The 17,291-nt window shown below is 68.1% G+C and carries 18 protein-coding genes and 3 pseudogenes; 8 read left to right on the top strand and 13 right to left on the bottom strand.

Annotated features, from left to right (window positions below; genetic code table 11):
• Window positions 1-149: 149 nt before the first annotated feature.
• The gene (locus ASC56_RS36290) at window positions 150-971 is read right to left on the bottom strand and encodes an amidohydrolase family protein (protein ID WP_234377247.1); all 822 of its coding nucleotides are present in this window, start codon (window positions 969-971) and stop codon (window positions 150-152) included.
• A gap of 69 nt (window positions 972-1,040) precedes the next feature.
• On the bottom strand, window positions 1,041-1,757 hold the full coding sequence (locus tag ASC56_RS36295) for an SDR family NAD(P)-dependent oxidoreductase (RefSeq protein ID WP_055495872.1): 717 nt from the start codon (window positions 1,755-1,757) through the stop codon (window positions 1,041-1,043).
• A gap of 173 nt (window positions 1,758-1,930) precedes the next feature.
• Here ASC56_RS36295 and ASC56_RS36300 point away from each other — a divergent pair, with 173 nt between their 5' ends.
• Together ASC56_RS36300 and ASC56_RS36305 are read left to right on the top strand one after the other, a co-directional pair.
• On the top strand, window positions 1,931-2,983 hold the full coding sequence (locus ASC56_RS36300; protein ID WP_055495873.1) for an Lrp/AsnC family transcriptional regulator: 1,053 nt from the start codon (window positions 1,931-1,933) through the stop codon (window positions 2,981-2,983).
• 205 nt (window positions 2,984-3,188) lie between these two features.
• Window positions 3,189-3,548 (top strand): IS5/IS1182 family transposase, encoded by a 360-nt coding sequence (locus ASC56_RS36305; RefSeq protein WP_055495874.1) that lies wholly within the window; start codon window positions 3,189-3,191, stop codon window positions 3,546-3,548.
• A 410-nt stretch (window positions 3,549-3,958) separates the two neighbouring features.
• Here the strand turns inward: ASC56_RS36305 and ASC56_RS36310 are convergent, their stop codons facing one another.
• Window positions 3,959-4,435 carry a MarR family winged helix-turn-helix transcriptional regulator gene (locus ASC56_RS36310; RefSeq protein ID WP_055495875.1) on the bottom strand — a complete coding sequence of 159 codons (477 nt, stop codon included), beginning with the start codon at window positions 4,433-4,435 and terminating at the stop codon, window positions 3,959-3,961.
• A 73-nt stretch (window positions 4,436-4,508) separates the two neighbouring features.
• On the opposite strand from ASC56_RS36310, the gene ASC56_RS36315 reads away from it, so the two are divergent.
• The gene (locus ASC56_RS36315; protein WP_055495876.1) at window positions 4,509-5,432 is read left to right on the top strand and encodes an alpha/beta hydrolase; all 924 of its coding nucleotides are present in this window, start codon (window positions 4,509-4,511) and stop codon (window positions 5,430-5,432) included.
• 245 nt (window positions 5,433-5,677) lie between these two features.
• Here the strand turns inward: ASC56_RS36315 and ASC56_RS36320 are convergent, their stop codons facing one another.
• From ASC56_RS36320 to bla, 6 genes and pseudogenes are all read right to left on the bottom strand, one after another.
• Window positions 5,678-6,442: an ISAs1 family transposase gene (locus tag ASC56_RS36320; RefSeq protein ID WP_234377248.1), complete on the bottom strand. Its 765-nt coding sequence runs from the start codon at window positions 6,440-6,442 to the stop codon at window positions 5,678-5,680.
• A gap of 6 nt (window positions 6,443-6,448) precedes the next feature.
• Window positions 6,449-7,662, bottom strand: a protein-coding gene (locus ASC56_RS36325) for an IS3 family transposase (protein ID WP_107309462.1) whose coding sequence is annotated in 2 segments (ribosomal slippage) — window positions 6,449-7,410 and window positions 7,410-7,662 — 1,215 coding nt in all. Because the reading frame shifts where the segments join, the coding sequence is not laid out codon by codon here.
• A gap of 154 nt (window positions 7,663-7,816) precedes the next feature.
• Window positions 7,817-8,209: pseudogene (locus tag ASC56_RS36335) on the bottom strand (IS1182 family transposase); the annotation flags it as partial.
• 39 nt (window positions 8,210-8,248) lie between these two features.
• Window positions 8,249-8,929, bottom strand: a pseudogene (locus ASC56_RS36340) (transposase); the annotation flags it as partial.
• A 102-nt stretch (window positions 8,930-9,031) separates the two neighbouring features.
• Window positions 9,032-9,232 (bottom strand): hypothetical protein, encoded by a 201-nt coding sequence (locus tag ASC56_RS36345; protein ID WP_055495879.1) that lies wholly within the window; start codon window positions 9,230-9,232, stop codon window positions 9,032-9,034.
• Between the two features lie 128 nt (window positions 9,233-9,360).
• A complete protein-coding gene (gene bla / locus ASC56_RS36350; RefSeq protein ID WP_055495880.1) occupies window positions 9,361-10,269 on the bottom strand; it encodes a class A beta-lactamase in 909 nt (302 codons plus the stop codon).
• A 137-nt stretch (window positions 10,270-10,406) separates the two neighbouring features.
• On the opposite strand from bla, the gene ASC56_RS36355 reads away from it, so the two are divergent.
• A complete protein-coding gene (locus ASC56_RS36355; protein ID WP_055495881.1) occupies window positions 10,407-11,384 on the top strand; it encodes a LysR family transcriptional regulator in 978 nt (325 codons plus the stop codon).
• Window positions 11,381-12,316 carry a serine hydrolase gene (locus tag ASC56_RS36360; RefSeq protein WP_055495882.1) on the top strand — a complete coding sequence of 312 codons (936 nt, stop codon included), beginning with the start codon at window positions 11,381-11,383 and terminating at the stop codon, window positions 12,314-12,316. The genes ASC56_RS36355 and ASC56_RS36360 overlap by 4 nt, the downstream gene beginning before the upstream one ends.
• A 154-nt stretch (window positions 12,317-12,470) precedes the next feature.
• Here the strand turns inward: ASC56_RS36360 and ASC56_RS36365 are convergent, their stop codons facing one another.
• Both ASC56_RS36365 and ASC56_RS36370 read right to left on the bottom strand, forming a co-directional pair.
• The gene (locus ASC56_RS36365) at window positions 12,471-12,638 is read right to left on the bottom strand and encodes a transposase (RefSeq protein ID WP_234377249.1); all 168 of its coding nucleotides are present in this window, start codon (window positions 12,636-12,638) and stop codon (window positions 12,471-12,473) included.
• Between the two features lie 348 nt (window positions 12,639-12,986).
• Window positions 12,987-13,142, bottom strand: coding sequence for a hypothetical protein (locus tag ASC56_RS36370; protein WP_159039821.1), 156 nt, complete (start codon window positions 13,140-13,142; stop codon window positions 12,987-12,989).
• Window positions 13,143-13,727: 585 nt separating this feature from the next.
• Here ASC56_RS36370 and ASC56_RS41445 point away from each other — a divergent pair.
• A complete protein-coding gene (locus ASC56_RS41445; protein WP_055495885.1) occupies window positions 13,728-14,003 on the top strand; it encodes a hypothetical protein in 276 nt (91 codons plus the stop codon).
• Between the two features lie 13 nt (window positions 14,004-14,016).
• Window positions 14,017-15,237 (top strand): cytochrome P450, encoded by a 1,221-nt coding sequence (locus tag ASC56_RS36385; RefSeq protein WP_055495886.1) that lies wholly within the window; start codon window positions 14,017-14,019, stop codon window positions 15,235-15,237.
• Between the two features lie 52 nt (window positions 15,238-15,289).
• Here ASC56_RS36385 and ASC56_RS36390 read toward each other — a convergent pair whose 3' ends face one another.
• A complete protein-coding gene (locus ASC56_RS36390) occupies window positions 15,290-15,658 on the bottom strand; it encodes a transposase (protein ID WP_234377250.1) in 369 nt (122 codons plus the stop codon).
• 152 nt (window positions 15,659-15,810) lie between these two features.
• Here ASC56_RS36390 and ASC56_RS40360 point away from each other — a divergent pair.
• A pseudogene (locus ASC56_RS40360) lies at window positions 15,811-16,603 on the top strand (IS5 family transposase).
• A 48-nt stretch (window positions 16,604-16,651) separates the two neighbouring features.
• Here the strand turns inward: ASC56_RS40360 and ASC56_RS36405 are convergent.
• On the bottom strand, window positions 16,652-17,291 hold a 640-nt coding region (locus ASC56_RS36405), incomplete at its 5' end, for an IS5/IS1182 family transposase (protein ID WP_055495888.1).

Genomic DNA, 17,291 nt, shown 5'->3' on the forward strand with positions numbered 1-17,291 from the left:
GCCAATGCCGAACAAGGATGCAGCGTTTCCGGAAGAGAACTGTTGGCGCTCTGTCTCGGAGGAGAAGTGACCCAAGAGAGAACAGATTTCCTCTTTGGCCGGCCGTTGGAAGGGGTAGTCCGTGGCGAACATCAAACGGTCGACAGCGGTCACCGACAGAGAGCATGATGCAGGTGAGCCGGGTTGAGCATGCCGGAGACGGTGATGTGGAAATTCAATCGGACGCAGTCGGACACGGAGCGCTGCAGGCCGGCGGTCCGGGAGATGCTGTCGGCCCGATCGAGCCAGAAAAGCAACGTCTCTCCCCAGTGACCGAGCACGATCTGAAGGTCGGGATGACGGTCGAAAGTACCTCGGAGGATCAGCCGCAAGGCTGCTGTTGCGGCGTCCAGGTGCCATCCCCAGCCGAAAGTGGCCAGGGCGAGCTCCGTCATGGGGTCGAATCCTCGGTATGAGGCGTCACGGACAGCTCGCGATGGCAGTTGGGGATGAATGAACACGGGCTGACCGAGTTCCGAGGCCACGCCGAAAGAATCGTCGTAGACGGGATCGTCGAGAAACAGGTCCCCTGATCGGCCGTACACCATGGTTCCCACGTGCCCCATACTCGCGGCTCTTTCAAGCTCGGCTGGGACGTCCTTCGGTGAGGACATGGGCAGGGCGGACATCGAGCGAAGACGGGCAGGGTTTCGGGCGACGGCCGCCGCGGCCACGTCGTTCGCGGCGCGACTCAGCGCCAGGGCTTCGCCGGGTGGCAGCGACTGGGTTGCCGGCGGTGTCAGGGCGAGGATCGACACGTCGATACCCTGCGCGTTCATCGCCGCGATCCGGCCCGCCTCCAGGTCCTCCAAGCGCTCCTGGTTGTCGTCCATTTTCCCGAAAACGAGACTTTCATCCGGGTGCGGCAGGGCGTGGAGGGCAGCCGTCAGATCCGGCATGCTCCAGTGTTCTTCGATGGCGATGATCGGCACGATCTCCTCCTTGAGGCCGCTCCAAGCCGGCCGGTGGCGAGCGGTGAGTGCTGGGGTGGGCCGCAGGGATCACCAGGGGACGGTCTGGCCGAAGCGGTCCAGATATGCCAGGCCGGGCGTGCCCAGTCGGGAGAGCAGGACGTCCACCAGCAAGGGGACGGTCTCCTCGATGGTGTAGGGCGCATCCGGACCACCCAGGGCGGTGCGTATCCAGCCCGGCGCCATGAGCACGAAGGCGCGCCGCGTCTCCCCCTGCCGGGCCGCGAAGCTCCGCAGGAACATGTTCAGGGCTGCTTTGCTCCCCCGGTAGACCTCGCGGCCTCCCGTCGCGTTGTTCGTGATGCTGCCCTGTCCGGAGGACATCGCCCCGATGAGTCCCGCCGGGGACACCAGGTCTTCGAGGGCTTCAATGACGCGCATGGGGCTCAGCGCGTTGGTGACCATCACGTCGACGAAGTCGGCCGTCGCAACCCCGCCGATGGGCGTCTGCTCATTGTTGGTCGTGCCCGCGTTGACGAAGAGCACGTCGAGTCGGCGGTGCGCCACACGTGCGTGCAGCGGGGGCAGGTGGCCCGGGTCGTTGATGTCGAGATGCTCGATGGTCACCCGCCCGTCGGCGCGGTCCGCGAGGTCGTGCAGCGGCGTTCGGGCAGTGGTGTCGCGAACGGTGCCGACGACGTTCCAGCCCCTGCCGAAGAACTCCGCCGCCATCGCGTGACCGAGGCCGCGCGAGGCCCCGACGATGAGAGCGGTCGGTGGGTGTTGTTCAGTGGAGGTCGATGACATGCAGCGTCATCTCCGTTCTTCGAGCGTTGGACTCCGTTCGGGCATCGGTCGAGGCCCCGGGATCGGCACAGGGCGGTGCCCGCTGTCGCGGCCCTTCAACCCGTGCGGTTCAAGTGTTTCGTCCACACCGCATCGCAGGCGAGCTACGAGGGCTCGTTTGTAGGGTCGGCGACATGACAAGGGCGCTCATGACGGAATCTGCTTCGATTCAGCCCGACGATGTGCGAATCATTCGTGCGTTGCAGATCGCTCCACGGGCTTCGTTCGCCGCGATCGCGAACGCCCTCGGTCTGACCGAGGGGGCCGTCAACCGCCGGTATCGCCCACTACGCGCCGACGGCGTCATCCGCGTGGCCGGCGTGGTGAACCCGGGTGCCCTGGGGCAGAGCAGGTGGCTGATGCGGCTGCGCTGCCGTCCCGGCAGTGTCGCGGCGATCGCCGACGCGCTCGCCAAGCGTGACGACATCAACTGGGTAGCCCTGGGTGCGGCGGGTTGTGAGGTGACCTGCGCGACGCAATCACGGACGCGGGAACAGCGCGAGGATCTCCTGGTGCAGCGGCTTCCCCGCACCGCGGCGGTGATCGACATCAACGCCTTCGCCATGCTCCGGCAGTTCCTCGGAGGTCGCGGCCACTACTGGTCCGCCCTGCAGGGCACACTGTCCCCTCGGGAGGAAGCAGCGTTGGGGAGCGGCGGCCCCCCTTTCACCGAGTCTCCGGTCGTCACCCGCGAGCCACTGCGCCTCACCCTCGAGGACGAGGAGTTGCTCGATGCGCTCGCCGCAGATGGCCGTGCCAGTCTCGTCGATCTCGCCACAGCCGCAGACCTCACTCCGGGACGCGCCTCGCGGCGCCTTGAGGCTCTGCTCCAGCATCGCGTCGTCCACATCGACGTCGAGATCGCCGCAGCAGCCTTGGGCTATCACGCTCGCGCGCACCTCTGGCTTCGCGCGCACCCGTCAGCGGTGAAGAGCGCGGGCCGCACACTCGCGCAGGAACCCGAGATCGCCTTCGCCGCAGCCATCTCCGGGCCATGGAACATCCATGCCGTCGCACACACCCGGGACCTCGACGAACTGTTCGAGTTCACCTCGGAACGCATCGGGTCCCTGACCGGACTGCAGAGCATGGAGGTCTCACCCGTGCTGAAGTACGTCAAACAGGCTGGCACCCGCCTCTTGGACGATCGCCTCGTCGAGCCGTCCAGCGCTCGCGCGCGACGCTGAGAGGCTGTGCCGCGACCAGCCGCTCGACGGGTGCCGAACCTGCTGAGGCGTCTTCCACCGCGAGTCGTAAGAGGCGCGCCGCGACTCAAGGGCGGCCACGGCCTCGGCGCTCATCTCGTGCCGAGCCGCGACCGCGGAAGAACGATGGCCTCATGCGACTGGGGGCATTTAAATCCCGTCCGCACCGCTGGCCGGACGCAGGCCGATGGCGGCCGTCAACTCCGTCATGGTGCGGCGACACGAGCTCACGGACGCGCAGTGGCAGAAGTTCGAGCCGTTACTGCCCGCGAACGGCAAGCCTGGCGGGCAGTGGTCCGATCACGGCAAAGTGATCAACGGAGTGCTGTTCCGGGACCGTACGGGGGTGCCCTGGCCGCACCTGCCTGAGCGGTACGGCCCCTGGCAGAGCATCTATGAACGGCATGGCCGCTGGTCGGCGGATGCAACGTGGCGGCAGATCCTGCCCGAGTCACACATCGAGGTCGGCGCCGCCGATCCCGACGGGGCCCTGGCCAAGGCGGTAGGAGCGGAGAGCGCGCAGCGCAGGCGCGAATGGGCCGTGTGAACATCGACTCCACCTCCTGCCGGGCGGCCGAGCGTGCTACGGCGGGCACGGTTGATGAGGGCCGAAGTCCAGCCGTGGTACAGGATCCCGCGGTGTGCAAAGAGCCGGTGCGCAGAAGCGGGCGGCGGTGGCGCGCAGCTGGTCCTTGCGTGCGGTGTGCCATTGGATGAGGGGTCCGAGGACCGAGCCGAGCAGGCCTCCCATCACGCCGATGAGGGCGGCCAGTACGAGGTTGATCGCTGACTCCGCTCAACCGGGTGAGGACGTCTCCGGCTGCGATGGCCAGCAACGGAAGGCCGGGTGGCTCAGCCGAGGATCGCGTATCGAGTTGTGATCAATCTGCGGGATTCGCCTCGCAACAAAGGCTGATCGCATGGCCAGTGGGCGATCGCACTGGACGCACATGCCGGTCAGCCTGTGGGCAGGCCGATCTGATGGCGTTCGAGCACGGAGCGGAGGTCCGAAAGGACCTGGACGGCGGCCAGTGCTGAGGGGCCACCGAGGGCGCCTGCGGTCAGCTCGGCCAGCGTTTCAGTGAAGGTCGCCTCCGCCGCCTCGACGAGTTGCAGGCCGTCATCGGTCAGGTCCAGCAGTGATGAGCGACGATCCGATGGATTGGTTCGCCGTATGACCCATGCCTGCTTCTCCAGACGGTCGATGCCCTTGCTGGTCGTACCGATCCCGATGGCGAACTCGGCGGCAAGGTCCGCCACCCGGGACCCAGGGTGGTCGCGCAGGAAGCGCAAGAATTCGAACTGCGAGGTGACGATCCCGTGCCGCTCGCGAAGACGGTCGTTCAGCGCGTTGTAGAGGCGCGTCTCACAGCGAACGAGGTCGGCGAAGAAGCCCGGGAGGTCGACCCGGCCACCGCTTGACTTAGATGCCATGGCATATACCTTAGCACCCACACAGATGCCTGGGCATATAGTTCCTTGGCATGCACTTGCGATGGAGGCGACAATGAGCAGGCAACAGCGCGCGGAGATCGACGCGATGGTCCGGCGGCCCCGGCCTGAGGGCCCTCGGTCGGTGGAGGAGCTCCGCGCCGGGTTCAGGGCGATGATGGCCGAAATGATCGTCCCGGCCGGGATCCGCACCCAGACTGCGACGCTCGGCGACCGGCCCGCGGTGCTCGTCGAGCCGGCCGGCACTCCGAAGGCCGGGACAATCCTCTACTTCCACGGCGGCTCCTACGTGGTCGGTTCACCGGAGACGGCGATGTCGCTGACGGGGAACCTGGTGACCAAAACAGGTTTCAGGGCGTTCTCGTTGGATTACCGGCTTGCCCCTGAGCACCCGTTCCCGGCCGCGATCGAGGACGGGCTGAGCGCCTACCGCGCACTTCTCGACAGCGGCGAAGACCCTTCGGCGATCGCGTTCGCCGGGGACTCCGCCGGTGGCGGCCTCACTGCCGCCACCTGCCTCGCCGCTCGCGGCGCGGGCCTGCCCATGCCCGCCGCGATCGTGGCGTTCTCCCCTGGACTCGACATGACCCGGACAGGCGGGAGCATGGACAGCAAGGCGGGCATCGATCCGTTCTTCACGCGTGAGGGCCTGGAACACACCGGGGCCATGTACCTTGCGGGACAGGATCCACACCAGCCCATGCTCAGCCCCGCCACCCTCGCCGACCTGACCGGCTTCCCTCCGATACTTCTGCAGGCGGGCACCAACGAAATGCTCCTGGACGACTCCACACGCATGGCCACGCGCGCGAGGGAAGCCGGAGTGGACGTCATCCTGGACGTCACCGCCGACGTTCCACACGTCTTCCAGGCGTTCGCCGGCATCCTGGACGAAGCCGACGAGGCACTGGAGCGCGCCGCTCTCTTTCTCCGTCAGCACATCCGCACCAAGGGCACGGCACACACGCCAGCAAGCTGAAGGCGGCATACGCCCTCATACGGACGACGGCCCACACCCCGGGTCCTGGCTCGCCGTTCCCCTCCCTGGCAGCCAGGGCCCCGCCCCGCTCCAAGGGCCATTCAAGACCCCGAGGCCCGTCCGCCGTAAGCAGTGTCTCTCCCGGGGATCCTAGATCTTCTTGCGTGACGCGAATGAGGAATGGGAGTTCATCGGGCGGTACGTGCCGATCGGCGAGTACGGCCCGTATCCCGAGCAGGGCTTGATCAAGTTCCGTTGAGGTCGGGCTTGTAGGTGATGCCCAGGGTGGGGAGGGCCCGTTCGGGTTGGTCGCGGATGGCGCGGGTGGTCTTCGCGATGTTGGTCGCTCCGAGGGCTTTGAGGGCTCCGATCGCGAGGTTGCGGAGTGTGGCCATGACGCGGGGTGCGTTGCCGGCGTGGACAGTGGAGGCGTCTTCGGCGAAGGTACGGTCGCGGATGTGGTGCTGGGCTTCCACGGTCCAGTGTCCGCGCAGGTGGGAGGCGAGTTCGGCCGGTCTCGCCTGGTGGACGTCGAGGCTGGTGACCGCATAGACGGTCTCGCGGGTCTCCTTCCTGCCGGTCTCTTTGCGGCGGCGGTGGACGCGGAGGGCGAGCTTCGCGTGGGGGAAGGCGATGCCGCCAAGGTTGTCGGCGATGGCGAGAGTCTTGATCGAGCGGGACTCGCGACGGCCGTGTCCCTTGTTCGAGGCGGTGTGCTGGATGGCCACCGCATGCCGGTCCAGACCGTCCAGTTGGGCCCAGGCGGTGGGCTGATTGGGCTTGATCACGGCCACGTAGTGCGCCTTCTTGGTCTCGGCCAGCCAGGCGACGTTGGCCTTCACGGAGTGCAGCGCGTCGAAGGTGACCACGTCTCCGTCCAGGTCGAGCGGTGCAAGCAGGGGCTGGAAGTGCCGTGTCTCGTTGGTCTTGGACCCAACCTCAGCCTGGGCGAGGGTGACCGGGCAGCCGTGGGTGACGGCGGTCTGAGGCTCAACCTCGGGAGTGGACACCGGGTTTCATGCGACGAGCGATAGCGTACGTGATGAGATCAGCTGTTGCTCGGACTCGACTGGCGTGAGGTAGCCGAGGGCAGAGTGGCGGCGGCGCCGGTTGTAGTAGGCCAGCCAGCGGAACAGCTCCAGCCGTGTCTGCGCCTTCGAGGTGAGGCGTCGTCCGTGGAGCAGCTCCCGTTTCAGGCCCTGGAAGAACGACTCGGCCAGGGCATTGTCGTAACTCGAGCCGACGCGGCCCATGCTGCGGCGGATGCCGTGCCGGCGGCAGACCTCGGCGAAGGCCGCCGCCGTATATTGCGCGCCCCTGTCTGTGTGAAAGACAACGCCGTCGACCTGGCCGCTGCGGGCGCAGACCGCCATTTCGATCGCGTCGGTGACGAGCTGGGTGCGCATGTGGTCGGCGATGGACCAGCCGATCACGCGGCGCGAGCAGATGTCGATGACCGTGGCCAGATACAGCCACGTCGAGCCGACGGCGATATACGTGATGTCGCCGCACCACCGGGCGTTCATCGTCTTCGCGGTGAAGTCGCGCATGAGCAGATCCGGTGCGGGAGGGGCCGTCTTGTCCGCGATCGTGGTGCGCTTGGTGCGGCGCAGGTGACGGCCGACGATCTGGTTGATGCGCATCAGGCGCGTGACACGCTTGCGATTGATCTTCCGACCCCGCGAGCGGAGTTCGGCATGGATGCGCGGGGCGCCGTAGGCGCCGTGGTGTTCGGCATGGATCTCGCGGATCTCGGCGACCGCAGCGGCCTGCTCGGCCTGACGCGCAGCGCGGGTCTGCGTGGTGGCCTGGTGCCGGTAGTAGCCGGAGCGGGAGACGCCGAGGACCTGGCATATCCGCTTCACGCCGAAGTCGGCACGATTGTCGGAGATGAAGTCCCAGCGGCGGGGGCTCACTTCACCTCCCGAGCGAAATAGGCGGCTGCCCGGCGCAAGATCTCCCGCTCCAGCTGCCACTCTTTCTCTGCCTTCAGCAGCCGCTGGTTCTCGGCTCGCAGCCGGGTCAGCTCCTCAGCCGGACTCTGCACGCTGCTGTCTGACGACTCGGGCGCGGACCGAACGGTGTCCTTGCGGACCCACGTGCGCAGCGTCTCCCCGGTGATCCCGAGATCCGCGGCCACCGCCGCGTACGTGCGCTTGCCGCCGGACGCGCGGTAGAGCGCGACGGCATCCTTCCGGAACTCCTCCGGGTACGGAGACTGGCGTCCCACCTGGGCATCCCTCCCTGGACCATCAAGGTCCATTGTCAGGGTGTCCACTCCAAAGGATCAGCCTCAGTCGTCCACTTCAACCCGCGGCACCCTCAGGCCAGTTGGGCGATCCCGGGAACTTGCGCAAGCCCTGCCGACGGGCCCGCTTATTTCGGTTGAGTGTGCGTACCGCCGCCAGGACCCGGGTCGAGTCCGTGCGCGCACGTCCCCCCTTGCCCAGCAGGCCCGCCTGCTTGAAGTGCTCGAGCAGGATCTCGAGCAGCCGCTCGGCGTCGTCGCCGGCCAGCAGCCGGGCTCGTACAGCCTCTGCAGCCTGGCGGTCGGTCAGGTTCTCGGCGGACTGCAGCACGCTGACCAGCGCGAGACGACCCGGCGAGAGGGAGGGGTGACCACGCTTGGCGAACAGGTCGGAGAACTGGGCGTCCTCAAAGACCGGCCCCAGCGAATCACGCAGCCGAATCGCCAGCGTGCCGCCCGGGAACGCGGCGCGGGCAACCCGCACGGTCAGCTCGGGAATCTCCTGCGCAGGCCTGGGCCACAACGACATGGCGGATCACCACCTCGGCTCCCCGCTCAACGTCTACTACCCCTCACCATGCCAGCAACAGCCCGATCCACTCAGCGACTTCGTGAATTGACCAGCGGAGTCGTAGACAGGCCGGTTGGCGACCTGCCCATCCCTGACCTTCACGTTCACGCAGTCAATGAAGACGACCGGGTAGACGCTGTCCAGGGGACGGTTCTGCCATTCGGTCATGCCGGCCATCACGCTGTCGGTGATCGTGGAGATCGTGGATTTGGAGATCTCCGCGCCGTACAACTCGGCGAGATGCACGGAGATCTCCCCGTGCGTGAGGCCTTTCGCCGACAGTGACAGGACCATCTCATCCACCCCACCGAGACGCCGCTGCCGCTTCTTGACCAGCTGCGGCTCGAACGACCCGGCCCGGTCCCGCGGCACCGCGATCTCGACCGGCCCCGACTCGGTGATCACCGTCTTGGATCGGTGTCCGTTGCGGTAGTTCTCCCGGCCGCCCCCGGTCCGGTCACCGGGCTCGTGGCCCAGATGATCGGTGAGTTCGCCTTCCAGCGCGGACTCCAGCACCCGCTTCGTCAGCTGCTGCAGCAGCAGGCCGCCCGCCCCGGTGAGCTTCACCCCACCGGCCTGGGCCCGGGCCAACAGCTCGGCGACCAGCCTGTCATCCACGGTGCCCGCCCCACTCACAGCGGCCTTCCCGGCCTCGGTGTCACTCGTCACGTCAGTCATCAACTGTCGCTTCCAGCTCGGGAGTTACACCGCTCACCGTACAGACCCTACACACCCTGGACCCGATCAGCCTGTAGCCGCAGCCGAGGGAGACTCCGGGAACTATGCGCGGCCGGGGCTGGGGGGACGGTGGTGCTGGTGCGCGGCGGTCTGCTCCTGGCCGTGGTCGTGGGTGGCCAGCCGCTGGCAAGCGGGTGCAGGGTAGTCGGCGGCCCGCTGCTGCTGTTCGCGTACCTGCCCGATCCGTCGGCTGAACTCGTCGGGGTCCGGGTGCATCAGCTCGGCGAACTCCTCGAAGCTCACCGTGTCGTGCTCACTTCGCCCACCGCGGATCTGCTGGAGGAAACCGCCGTTCGCGTTCCTCTCGTGAGGGCGGTGCCCCGGGGAGACGTGTGGTCGGTGCCGTGGAGGACCGGCACGCCCTCCGCTCACTACTCGCCGGGGGCGAGGGTGGCGGCCAGGAGGGCGGCCGCGTCGCGGATCAGATCGTTGTCTACGGGCGCGTCCCTGGCGTCCTTCGTGGACAGCACGGTAAGCAGCAAGGGGGTGTGCCGCGTCGTCCAGGCGATGCCGATGTCGTTGGCGGTGGCGTAGCTGCCGGTGCCGGTTTTGTCTGCCAGGGCCCAGTCTCGCGGGAGCCCGGCGCCGAACCGCTTGTCGCTGGTGGTGTTGCCTTTCAGCCAGGTGACCAGCTGCTCGCGGTCGGTGCGGGCCAGGGCCCGTCCGAGGGTCAGCCGTTCGAAGCTCGTGCCGAGGGCTTGTGGCGTGCTGGTGTCCTGCTGGTCGCCGGGGGTGGCGGTGTTCAGGTCGGTCTCCCAGCGGTCGAGCCGGCTCACCTGGTCTCCGAGTGAGCGGAAGAACCGGGTGAGGCCCTGGGGTCCGCCGACCTGACGCAGCAGCAGGTTGCCCGCGGTGTTGTCGCTGTACTGGATGGCGGCGGCGCATGCTTGGCCCACCGTCATTCCCGTGGCCAGGTGGTCCTCGGAGTACTGCGAGTTGTCGAGGATGTCCCTGAGTGGATAGTGGATCACCCTGTCCAAGGGAGCGCAGTCGCCGTGGTCGCGCAGCACGGCCGCTGCGGCGAACGCCTTGAACGTCGAGCACATCGCGAACCGTTCCCCGGCGCGGTACGCCACGGTCCGGCCGGTGCGCACGTTGCGGGCGTAGACACCGAGCCGCGCGCCGTACCTCTGTTCGAAAGTGCGGAACTCCTTGCTGAGACTGACAGGTTCGTCGGCCACGGCGGGGGTGGCGGCCGCAGCGGGGGCCACTACCGCGGCGCTGAGAGCAAGACCGGTTTTGAACAGGCGGCGGCGCGGCATCGGGTCGGCGCTGGTCATGTGCGTAGTTCTCCCAGGTTGTCGGTGGTCGCGCGTCGGCTTGATGGATCTTCGACGGGGACAGCGAAACAGCAGGACTCCGCTCATGTCCAAGAGTGAAATGTGAAGGGCTCATACCTAAGTGATATGACTGCTGGATGGACCTGCTGGCACACCTCGAGGCGTACGTCGCCACCGTCGACGAAGCGAGCTTCTCGCGGGCGGCCGACCGGCTCGGCATCGCCCAGCCGCTCCTGAGCCGCCGCATCAAGACGCTGGAGAGGCACTTCGGCGGTCTTCTGTTCGACCGCTCCCGGCGACAGGTCGCGACGACGGAACTGGGCATGCTGCTGCTCCCCTACGCGCAGGACGTCCTGGACCAGGCCCAGCGCCTCGACCAGGCCGCCCGCTCGGCCCAGCGGTCCCAAGCTCGGGCCGTGGGAGTGCCCGTCGACTGTGCGCCGGCTCAGCTGGCCCGGGTCATCCGCGCCGGGACGGAACACGGCACCACCCTCGGTGTGCGCGAACTGCCGCCCGCCGAGCGGGACGCCCGGCTGGCCGACGGCACGCTCGCCTACGCTGTGCTGCGCGTTCCACCGGAGAGCGCAGCACACCGGGTGCCGCTCGGTCTGGCCACCGCGCCGCCCCGTAATGCACGCCCGCCGGCGGGCACCCGGCAGGGGCGCCCGGTCCATCTCGAGGACCTGCGGCCGCACCGCGTCGCCGCCACCGGCGCCCGGACCGTTCCACTGCCGATCCTGACCCTGACGGAGGACGACGTGCCCTACGCGCGCGACAGGCTGGCGCGCGCGGCGGCCCGCTGCGGGCTGCCCGAGCGATCGGTACGGCCGGCCGGGCCAGCGGCCACCGCGCTCGCCGAGACACTGGCGGGCCGCGCGGTGTTGCTGTGCGGCGAGTCGTTAGCGCGGCGGCACGGGGCCGCCTGGGCGCCGCTGGCTGACGTCTCACTGCACCGCGGGTACGACGTGCGCGCGAGCTCGCGTCAGCGAAGCGATGACGTACCGCACTGGCTGTACACGGTCTTGGCGGCGGCGGCCGGTGCTGGCACCGCCGCACGCGCCGACAGGCGTCCCGAGCCGGTGAACACCACGGCCCGACTGACGGCGCAGGGATGACCGAGGACACGGCGCACCGTCCGGAACCGATCTGCGGCGAGGGCCATCTGCTGGAAGTCGCCGAGGCGATCGTCCGGGACTGGACGGCGCTCGGCGTCCGCGGTTCGTTCCTCGCCCGCGACATCGACACAGGCGAACAGCTCGGCTTCGGCATCGAGGAGCCAGTTCCCCTCGCGTCCGTGGTAAAGGTGCCGCTCGCCCTCGTCGTGCTGGACCTGATCGCCAACGGCGGCCTCGACCCGGCCCAGCCGGTGACAGTCGACCCGGCCACCAGCAGTGTCGGCCCCACCGGCATCGCGGCATTCCGGCATCCGGCCACGGTCGCCGTCGGCGACCTGCTCCTGCTCATACTCTCAGTGAGCGACAACGCCGCGGCCGACGCGCTGTTCGACCTGGTGCCGGTGGTCGACGTCGACGCCCGGTTGCGCGCCTGGGACTGCGCCGGCATCCACGTACGGCACCGGATAAACCACATGTACGAGTGCGCCGCCGGCGCCGCAGGCAACGACTTCTCCCTCGCCCTGGAACTGGCTGTCCGCGACGAGCGGGCGCAGCGCCACACCATCAGGACGCTAAATCCCGCGCACGCCAACACCGGCACCGCCTCGGCGCTGGTTGCACTGCTGCAGCGGGTGTGGCGCGATGAGGTGGCGCAGCCACGGGCCACGGCCGAGCTGAGACGATTGATGGCCCATCAGGTCTTCACCCAGCGGCTGGCAAGCGAACTACGCGCCGACAGCCTGCGGCTGAGTGGGAAAACGGGCACGTTCTTGCACCTGCGGCACGAGATCGGCGTGATCGAGGCGGACTCCGGAACCCGGGTGGCCATGGCCGCGCTGACCCGGGCGGACCGTCGGGCGGCGCAGGCGCCGGACATCGACCTGGCGATCGGGATCGCCGCGCGGCAGGCGTTCGAGGCTCTGCGCACGTGAAGGTGAGAGGCAGACGCGAGCAAGGGCGGACCCGCGTCCTGGCCGACCCGTTGCCGCACAGGACGACGTCGCTCATCTCCCGGCGCAGCCGATCCAGCTCAGCGCGTTCGCCCTCTCGTAGCCGGCCGCCCGAGCCAGCAGGCGCGGGCCGGTCTCAAGAGGCCGAGCCGTTCCTCCTCCAGCGTGAGACCCAGCTGTGCAGCGTCCCCGGATGCACACCGAGGTCCTCGGCGACTACCGGGATCGGCTTGCCCGTCTCGATCACGATGCGTACAGCACCCTCACGGAACTCAGCGTCGTACTTCTGTGGCTTGGACCCCATGAACCTCAACTCCCCCTGGTATCAGGACTCCACGTTACGAGGGGACCTTCAGTCCGACTGAGTGCCCCGTCCCGGAAGAAGGCGCGTCCTGGAGACCGCACCCGATGCATGTCACGTTCGTGGGATGCGGATGCTGCTCAGCTCTCTCGATCTGCCGGGCGGAGCGTTACATGCTTGCGCGCCGCCCGCTCCCCACCCGCAAGCCCAGCATGCTCCCCCGGCGTCAGATCACGGCGGATCGCCCGGTGCAGCGTCGTCAGCGACGGTGCGTCCGCAGGCGGGGACTGCCGAGCGGCACGCAGCACCAGCTCACGATGCACCGCCGCAACGTTCCCCTTCCACGGGTCTCTAGCGGACCAAACACAGGGGCCGGCCGGCGCGATCGGAGAACGAGGCCGCGCCGTCCGTCACGAACACCCCGAGCCCGTTGTCGATTAGCCGGTTCAGATCGCGTGCAACGACACGCTGGGAGATGGCTTCCCGCGTGATGGTGTAGCCGATCACCGTGCGGGTGTGCGCGGGCGGATGCCCGGGGCGTGCATCCGGTGACGGTCTGCGCTCCCTGCGCATGAGGCAGCCACCGTGCAACTCTCCATGGTGAACTGGACGTTCAACGCAGGAGGTGCGCGGTGGCCTTGTCCCGGCCTGACTTGCTCCGCCTGCTGGAGTCACTACGTTCGGCGGACCGACTCGAACTCGTGCGGAGTGTGGCCGAGCGGATGCTGCAGGAGCTGATCGAGTCCGAGGCCGCGGCCCGGATCGGCGCCGAGTGGACAGAGCACACCGAGGCCCGCACCGCCTACCGCAACGGGCTCCTGCGGCTGGTCACCGCCGTGCTCTTCGAGATGCACGACCAATGGATCGTCTTCCCCCGCCGCTCCCTGCCCGAAGGCAGCATCGACGAAATCTACGCCGCCGAGCGCCCTCACCAACACCGAGTTCTCCGGAGACCTGCACGCAGGCGATGCCTCCGTCCGCAAGGCCCAGGACAGCGTCCTGCACCGCGACCCCCCGGTGGCGAACTTCGTGATGACCTACCCGACCCCCCCCGGTCGACATCGGCGGCTTCCTGCTTCCGGCCGACCGCCGGTGGTCATCAGTCACACCGCCTGCAACAACGACCCCACGCTGGGATCCCACCGGCCGCTGGGCAATCGGGCCCACCTCACCTGGGGAGCCGGCCCGCACAGCTGCCCCGCCGGATCGCATGCGTACCTCACCGCCGAAGCCGCCATCCTCCACGTCCACGTCGTCGATGCTCTGCCCGTGATGGACCTCGACGGCCACCGGGACGACGTCGTCTGGCATCCCGCTCCCTTCCACCGCTGCCTGGTCGCCCTGCCCGTCACCTTCCCCACGAGCTGAAAGAGACCTCACCGTGTCCGAACAGCAGATACTCGTCCTCGACCCGACCGGGTCCGACCCGGACGCCGAACACCAGGCCCTGCGCGAGCGCGGCCCAGCGACGCTGGTGGACATCCTCGGCGTGCGCGCCTGGTCCGTCTCCGACCCGGCCCTCCTCAAGCAGCTCCTGACCAGCAAGGACGTCTCCAAGGACGGCCGCGCCCACTGGCCGGCCTTCGCCGAGACCGTCACCACCTGGCCGCTGGCCCTGTGGGTCGCGGTGGAGAACATGTTCACCGCCTACGGCAAGGATCACAGCCGCCTGCGCCGCATGGTTGCCCCCGCCTTCTCCGCCCGCCGCACCGCCGCCCTCGAGGCGGACATCGAGGCCCTCGTCGACAGCATCCTCGACGCCCTCCCGGCCGGCGAGACGGTCGACCTGCGCGAGCACCTCGCCTACCCGCTCCCGATCGCTGTCATCGGCAAGCTCATGGGCGTCCCCGCCGACCAGGGCACCGAATTCCGCACCGTGGTGGACAACGTGTTCGCCACCCACCTCTCCGCCGAGGAACAGGCCGCGAACACCGCCGCCCTCTACGGCCTGCTTGACGCCCTGATCGAGACCAAGCGCGCTGAGCCCGGTGAGGACATGACCTCGCTGCTGATCGCCACCCGCGACGAGGAAGACGGCTCCGCCCTCCGCCACGCCGAGCTACGCGACACGCTCCTGCTGATGATCAGCGCCGGATACGAGACCACCGTCAACGTCATCGACCAGGCCATCACCACCCTGCTGACCGATCCCCAGCAGCTCGCCCACATCCGGGAAGGCCGCTGCACCTGGCAGGATGTCGTCGAGGAGACCCTGCGCCACCAGCCCGCGGTCAAGCACCTTCCCCTGCGCTACGCCCGCACCGACATCCCGCTCCCCGACGGGCAGACGATCAAGGCCGGCGAGGCGATCCTCGCCTCCTACGCCGCCGCCAACCGCCACCCCGACTGGCACAAGGAGGCCGACCGTTTCGACGCCACCCGCCCCAGCAAGGAACACCTCGCCTTCGGACACGGCGTTCACTACTGTCTCGGTGCCCCGCTCGCCCGACTCGAAGTCGCCACCGCGCTGCGCCTGCTCTTCGAACGCTTCCCCGACGCCCAACTCGCCACGGAGCGAACCGTGCTGAAGAGGCTGCCGAGCCTCATCAGCAACGGACACACCTCCGTCCCCGTGCGCCTGCGCCCGATGTCGAGCCACTGACCGATACCGACGAGGAAGACCACCATGACTGCCCCCGCCCCGACCACGCCGCTCACCCGGCCGAGAGGCGCATCGCCCAGCACGTGGTGAGCGCCAGCTGGGTGATGCGCCCACTTCCGGCCCAGGTTCCCGATGAACCCTGGGCAGACCGACGACAGCACATGCGGCAGCGCACCGCCTCGGCCGCCTGCCGGTCCGACAGCCCCAGCACGAACTGCAACACGCAGACGGTGGCCAACTGGGCGGGCGAGAGACCGGGGCGCCCGTCACGCGGGTACGAGCCGACGAAGTCCTCGTCATGCCACAGCCCGTCCAGCCGGTCTCTCACCCACATCGCCGTCGTGCCGCCCGGGTTGCTCGCCCGCGCGATCTGCGCGGTCAGAGACGGGACTTGCTCACCGGAACGGGGATGGAGGGACAACGAGCACCTCGACATCGCAGGGGCCTTTGGAACAGCCCGGAGCATGCCCGTTGATCACGCTGCCGCACCGGGAAACTCCAAGATCCCCGACAGAGTCAAGCTTAGACGTCGTCTCATTTGGAGAGCATCGGTAGCCTGAGTGCGTGCTGATCGTGGAACGCTTGGTGCAGGACGAGTTGTACGAACTCTTCCAGCGGGTGGTGCCTCCTGCTCCGACACGACAACAAGGCGGGGGCAGACGACGCTACGGTGACCGTGAGGTCCTCGCGGCGATCATCTACGTGGCCACGACGGGCTGCACCTGGCGGCAGTTGCCACCGGTCTTCGGTCCGTCGGGGCCGACCGCGCACCGCCGGTTCACCGAGTGGACCGCCGCCCGGGTCTGGGCCAAGCTCCACCGCCTCATCCTCGACGAACTGGGATCGCGCGGGGACCTGGACTGGTCGCGCTGCGCCATCGACTCGGTGAACATGAGGGCCCTGAAAGGGGGGAGCTGACAGGTCCGAATCCTGTCGACCGGGGCAAGAAGGGCTCGAAGATCCACTTGATCACCGAGCGGACCGGTTTACCCCTCTCCATCGGCATCTCCGGAGCGAACCTCCACGACAGCCAGGCGCTCAAGACGCTCGTCCGGGGCATCCCGCCGATCCGTTCCCGCCGCGGGCCGCGCAGGCGGCGGCCCGCCAAGCTGCATGCGGACAAGGGGTACGACTACGACGACCTGCGCCGATGGCTCCGCGGGCGAGGCATCCGGCACCGCATCGCCCGCAAGGGCATCGAGTCCTCCACCCGACTGGGCCGGCACGCTGGACCATCGAGCGCACGATGTCCTGGCTCGCCGGCTCCCGCCGCCTGCACCGCCGCTACGAACGCAAGGCCGAACACTTCCTCGCCTTCACCGCCATCGCCTGCAGCCTCATCTGCTACCGCAGACTTACCAAATGAGACGACGTCTTAGAGGGCATTTGATCTAGGCGAATTGCCCTTTCTGTTCTAGTAGGTCCCTCGCCAGGTTGGTGTTGTCTCGTCCGTTATGCGCTTGACGAGGTTGTCGATCGAGGCGACGTGGATCATGGCCTCGGAGCTGGCGGGAAGGGTCTCGTAATCGCGAGAAAGGCGCCGGTGCAACATAAGCCAACCCAGACTTCGCTCGACTACCCAGCGCCTTTTGACAACGTGAAAGCCAGGAACTCCGGGGTTTCTGTTGACCACTTCGACGTCGATTCCGAGACGTGCGCCGTGCTCGATGACGGCGTTCTTGAAGCCGGTGTCGACCCAGCTCTTGGCGATGGTGGGGTAGGTCTTCTTGGCCTGGTCGAGGAGTCGGATTCCGACGGCGTTCTCGGACAGGCTGGCGGCGGTGACGGTCACGGCGAGGATGAGGCCGATTGTGTCGGTGAGGATGCCTCGCTTCCGCCCGACGATCTTCTTGGCGGCGTCTGTTCCCTGGCTGGTCAGGGGCACGTTGGTGGAGGTCTTCACGCTCTGGGTGTCGATCACCGACGCGGACGGCTCGGGCTTGCGCCCCTCTTTCACGCGAGCCAGCCCGGTGAGGTCGTAGTTGAGCTGGGCGAGGATTCCCTCGTCGCGCCAGGCGGCGTAGTAGGCGTAGACGGTGCCGTGGTTGGGGAAG

This window comes from Streptomyces sp. TP-A0356 (genome assembly GCF_001417775.1).
Taxonomy (GTDB): Bacteria; Actinomycetota; Actinomycetes; order Streptomycetales; family Streptomycetaceae; genus Streptomyces.

Excerpts from the sequence above, each read along its gene's own strand:
- ASC56_RS36295 (WP_055495872.1), bottom strand. The coding sequence starts at position 1,757 with ATGTCATCGACCTCCACTGAACAACACCCACCGACCGCTCTCATCGTC.
- ASC56_RS36300 (WP_055495873.1), top strand. The coding sequence starts at position 1,931 with ATGACAAGGGCGCTCATGACGGAATCTGCTTCGATTCAGCCCGACGAT.
- ASC56_RS36305 (WP_055495874.1), top strand. The coding sequence starts at position 3,189 with ATGGCGGCCGTCAACTCCGTCATGGTGCGGCGACACGAGCTCACGGAC.
- ASC56_RS36310 (WP_055495875.1), bottom strand. The coding sequence starts at position 4,435 with ATGGCATCTAAGTCAAGCGGTGGCCGGGTCGACCTCCCGGGCTTCTTC.
- ASC56_RS36315 (WP_055495876.1), top strand. The coding sequence starts at position 4,509 with ATGAGCAGGCAACAGCGCGCGGAGATCGACGCGATGGTCCGGCGGCCC.
- bla (WP_055495880.1), bottom strand. The coding sequence starts at position 10,269 with ATGACCAGCGCCGACCCGATGCCGCGCCGCCGCCTGTTCAAAACCGGT.
- ASC56_RS36355 (WP_055495881.1), top strand. The coding sequence starts at position 10,407 with ATGGACCTGCTGGCACACCTCGAGGCGTACGTCGCCACCGTCGACGAA.
- ASC56_RS36360 (WP_055495882.1), top strand. The coding sequence starts at position 11,381 with ATGACCGAGGACACGGCGCACCGTCCGGAACCGATCTGCGGCGAGGGC.
- ASC56_RS36365 (WP_234377249.1), bottom strand. The coding sequence starts at position 12,638 with ATGGGGTCCAAGCCACAGAAGTACGACGCTGAGTTCCGTGAGGGTGCT.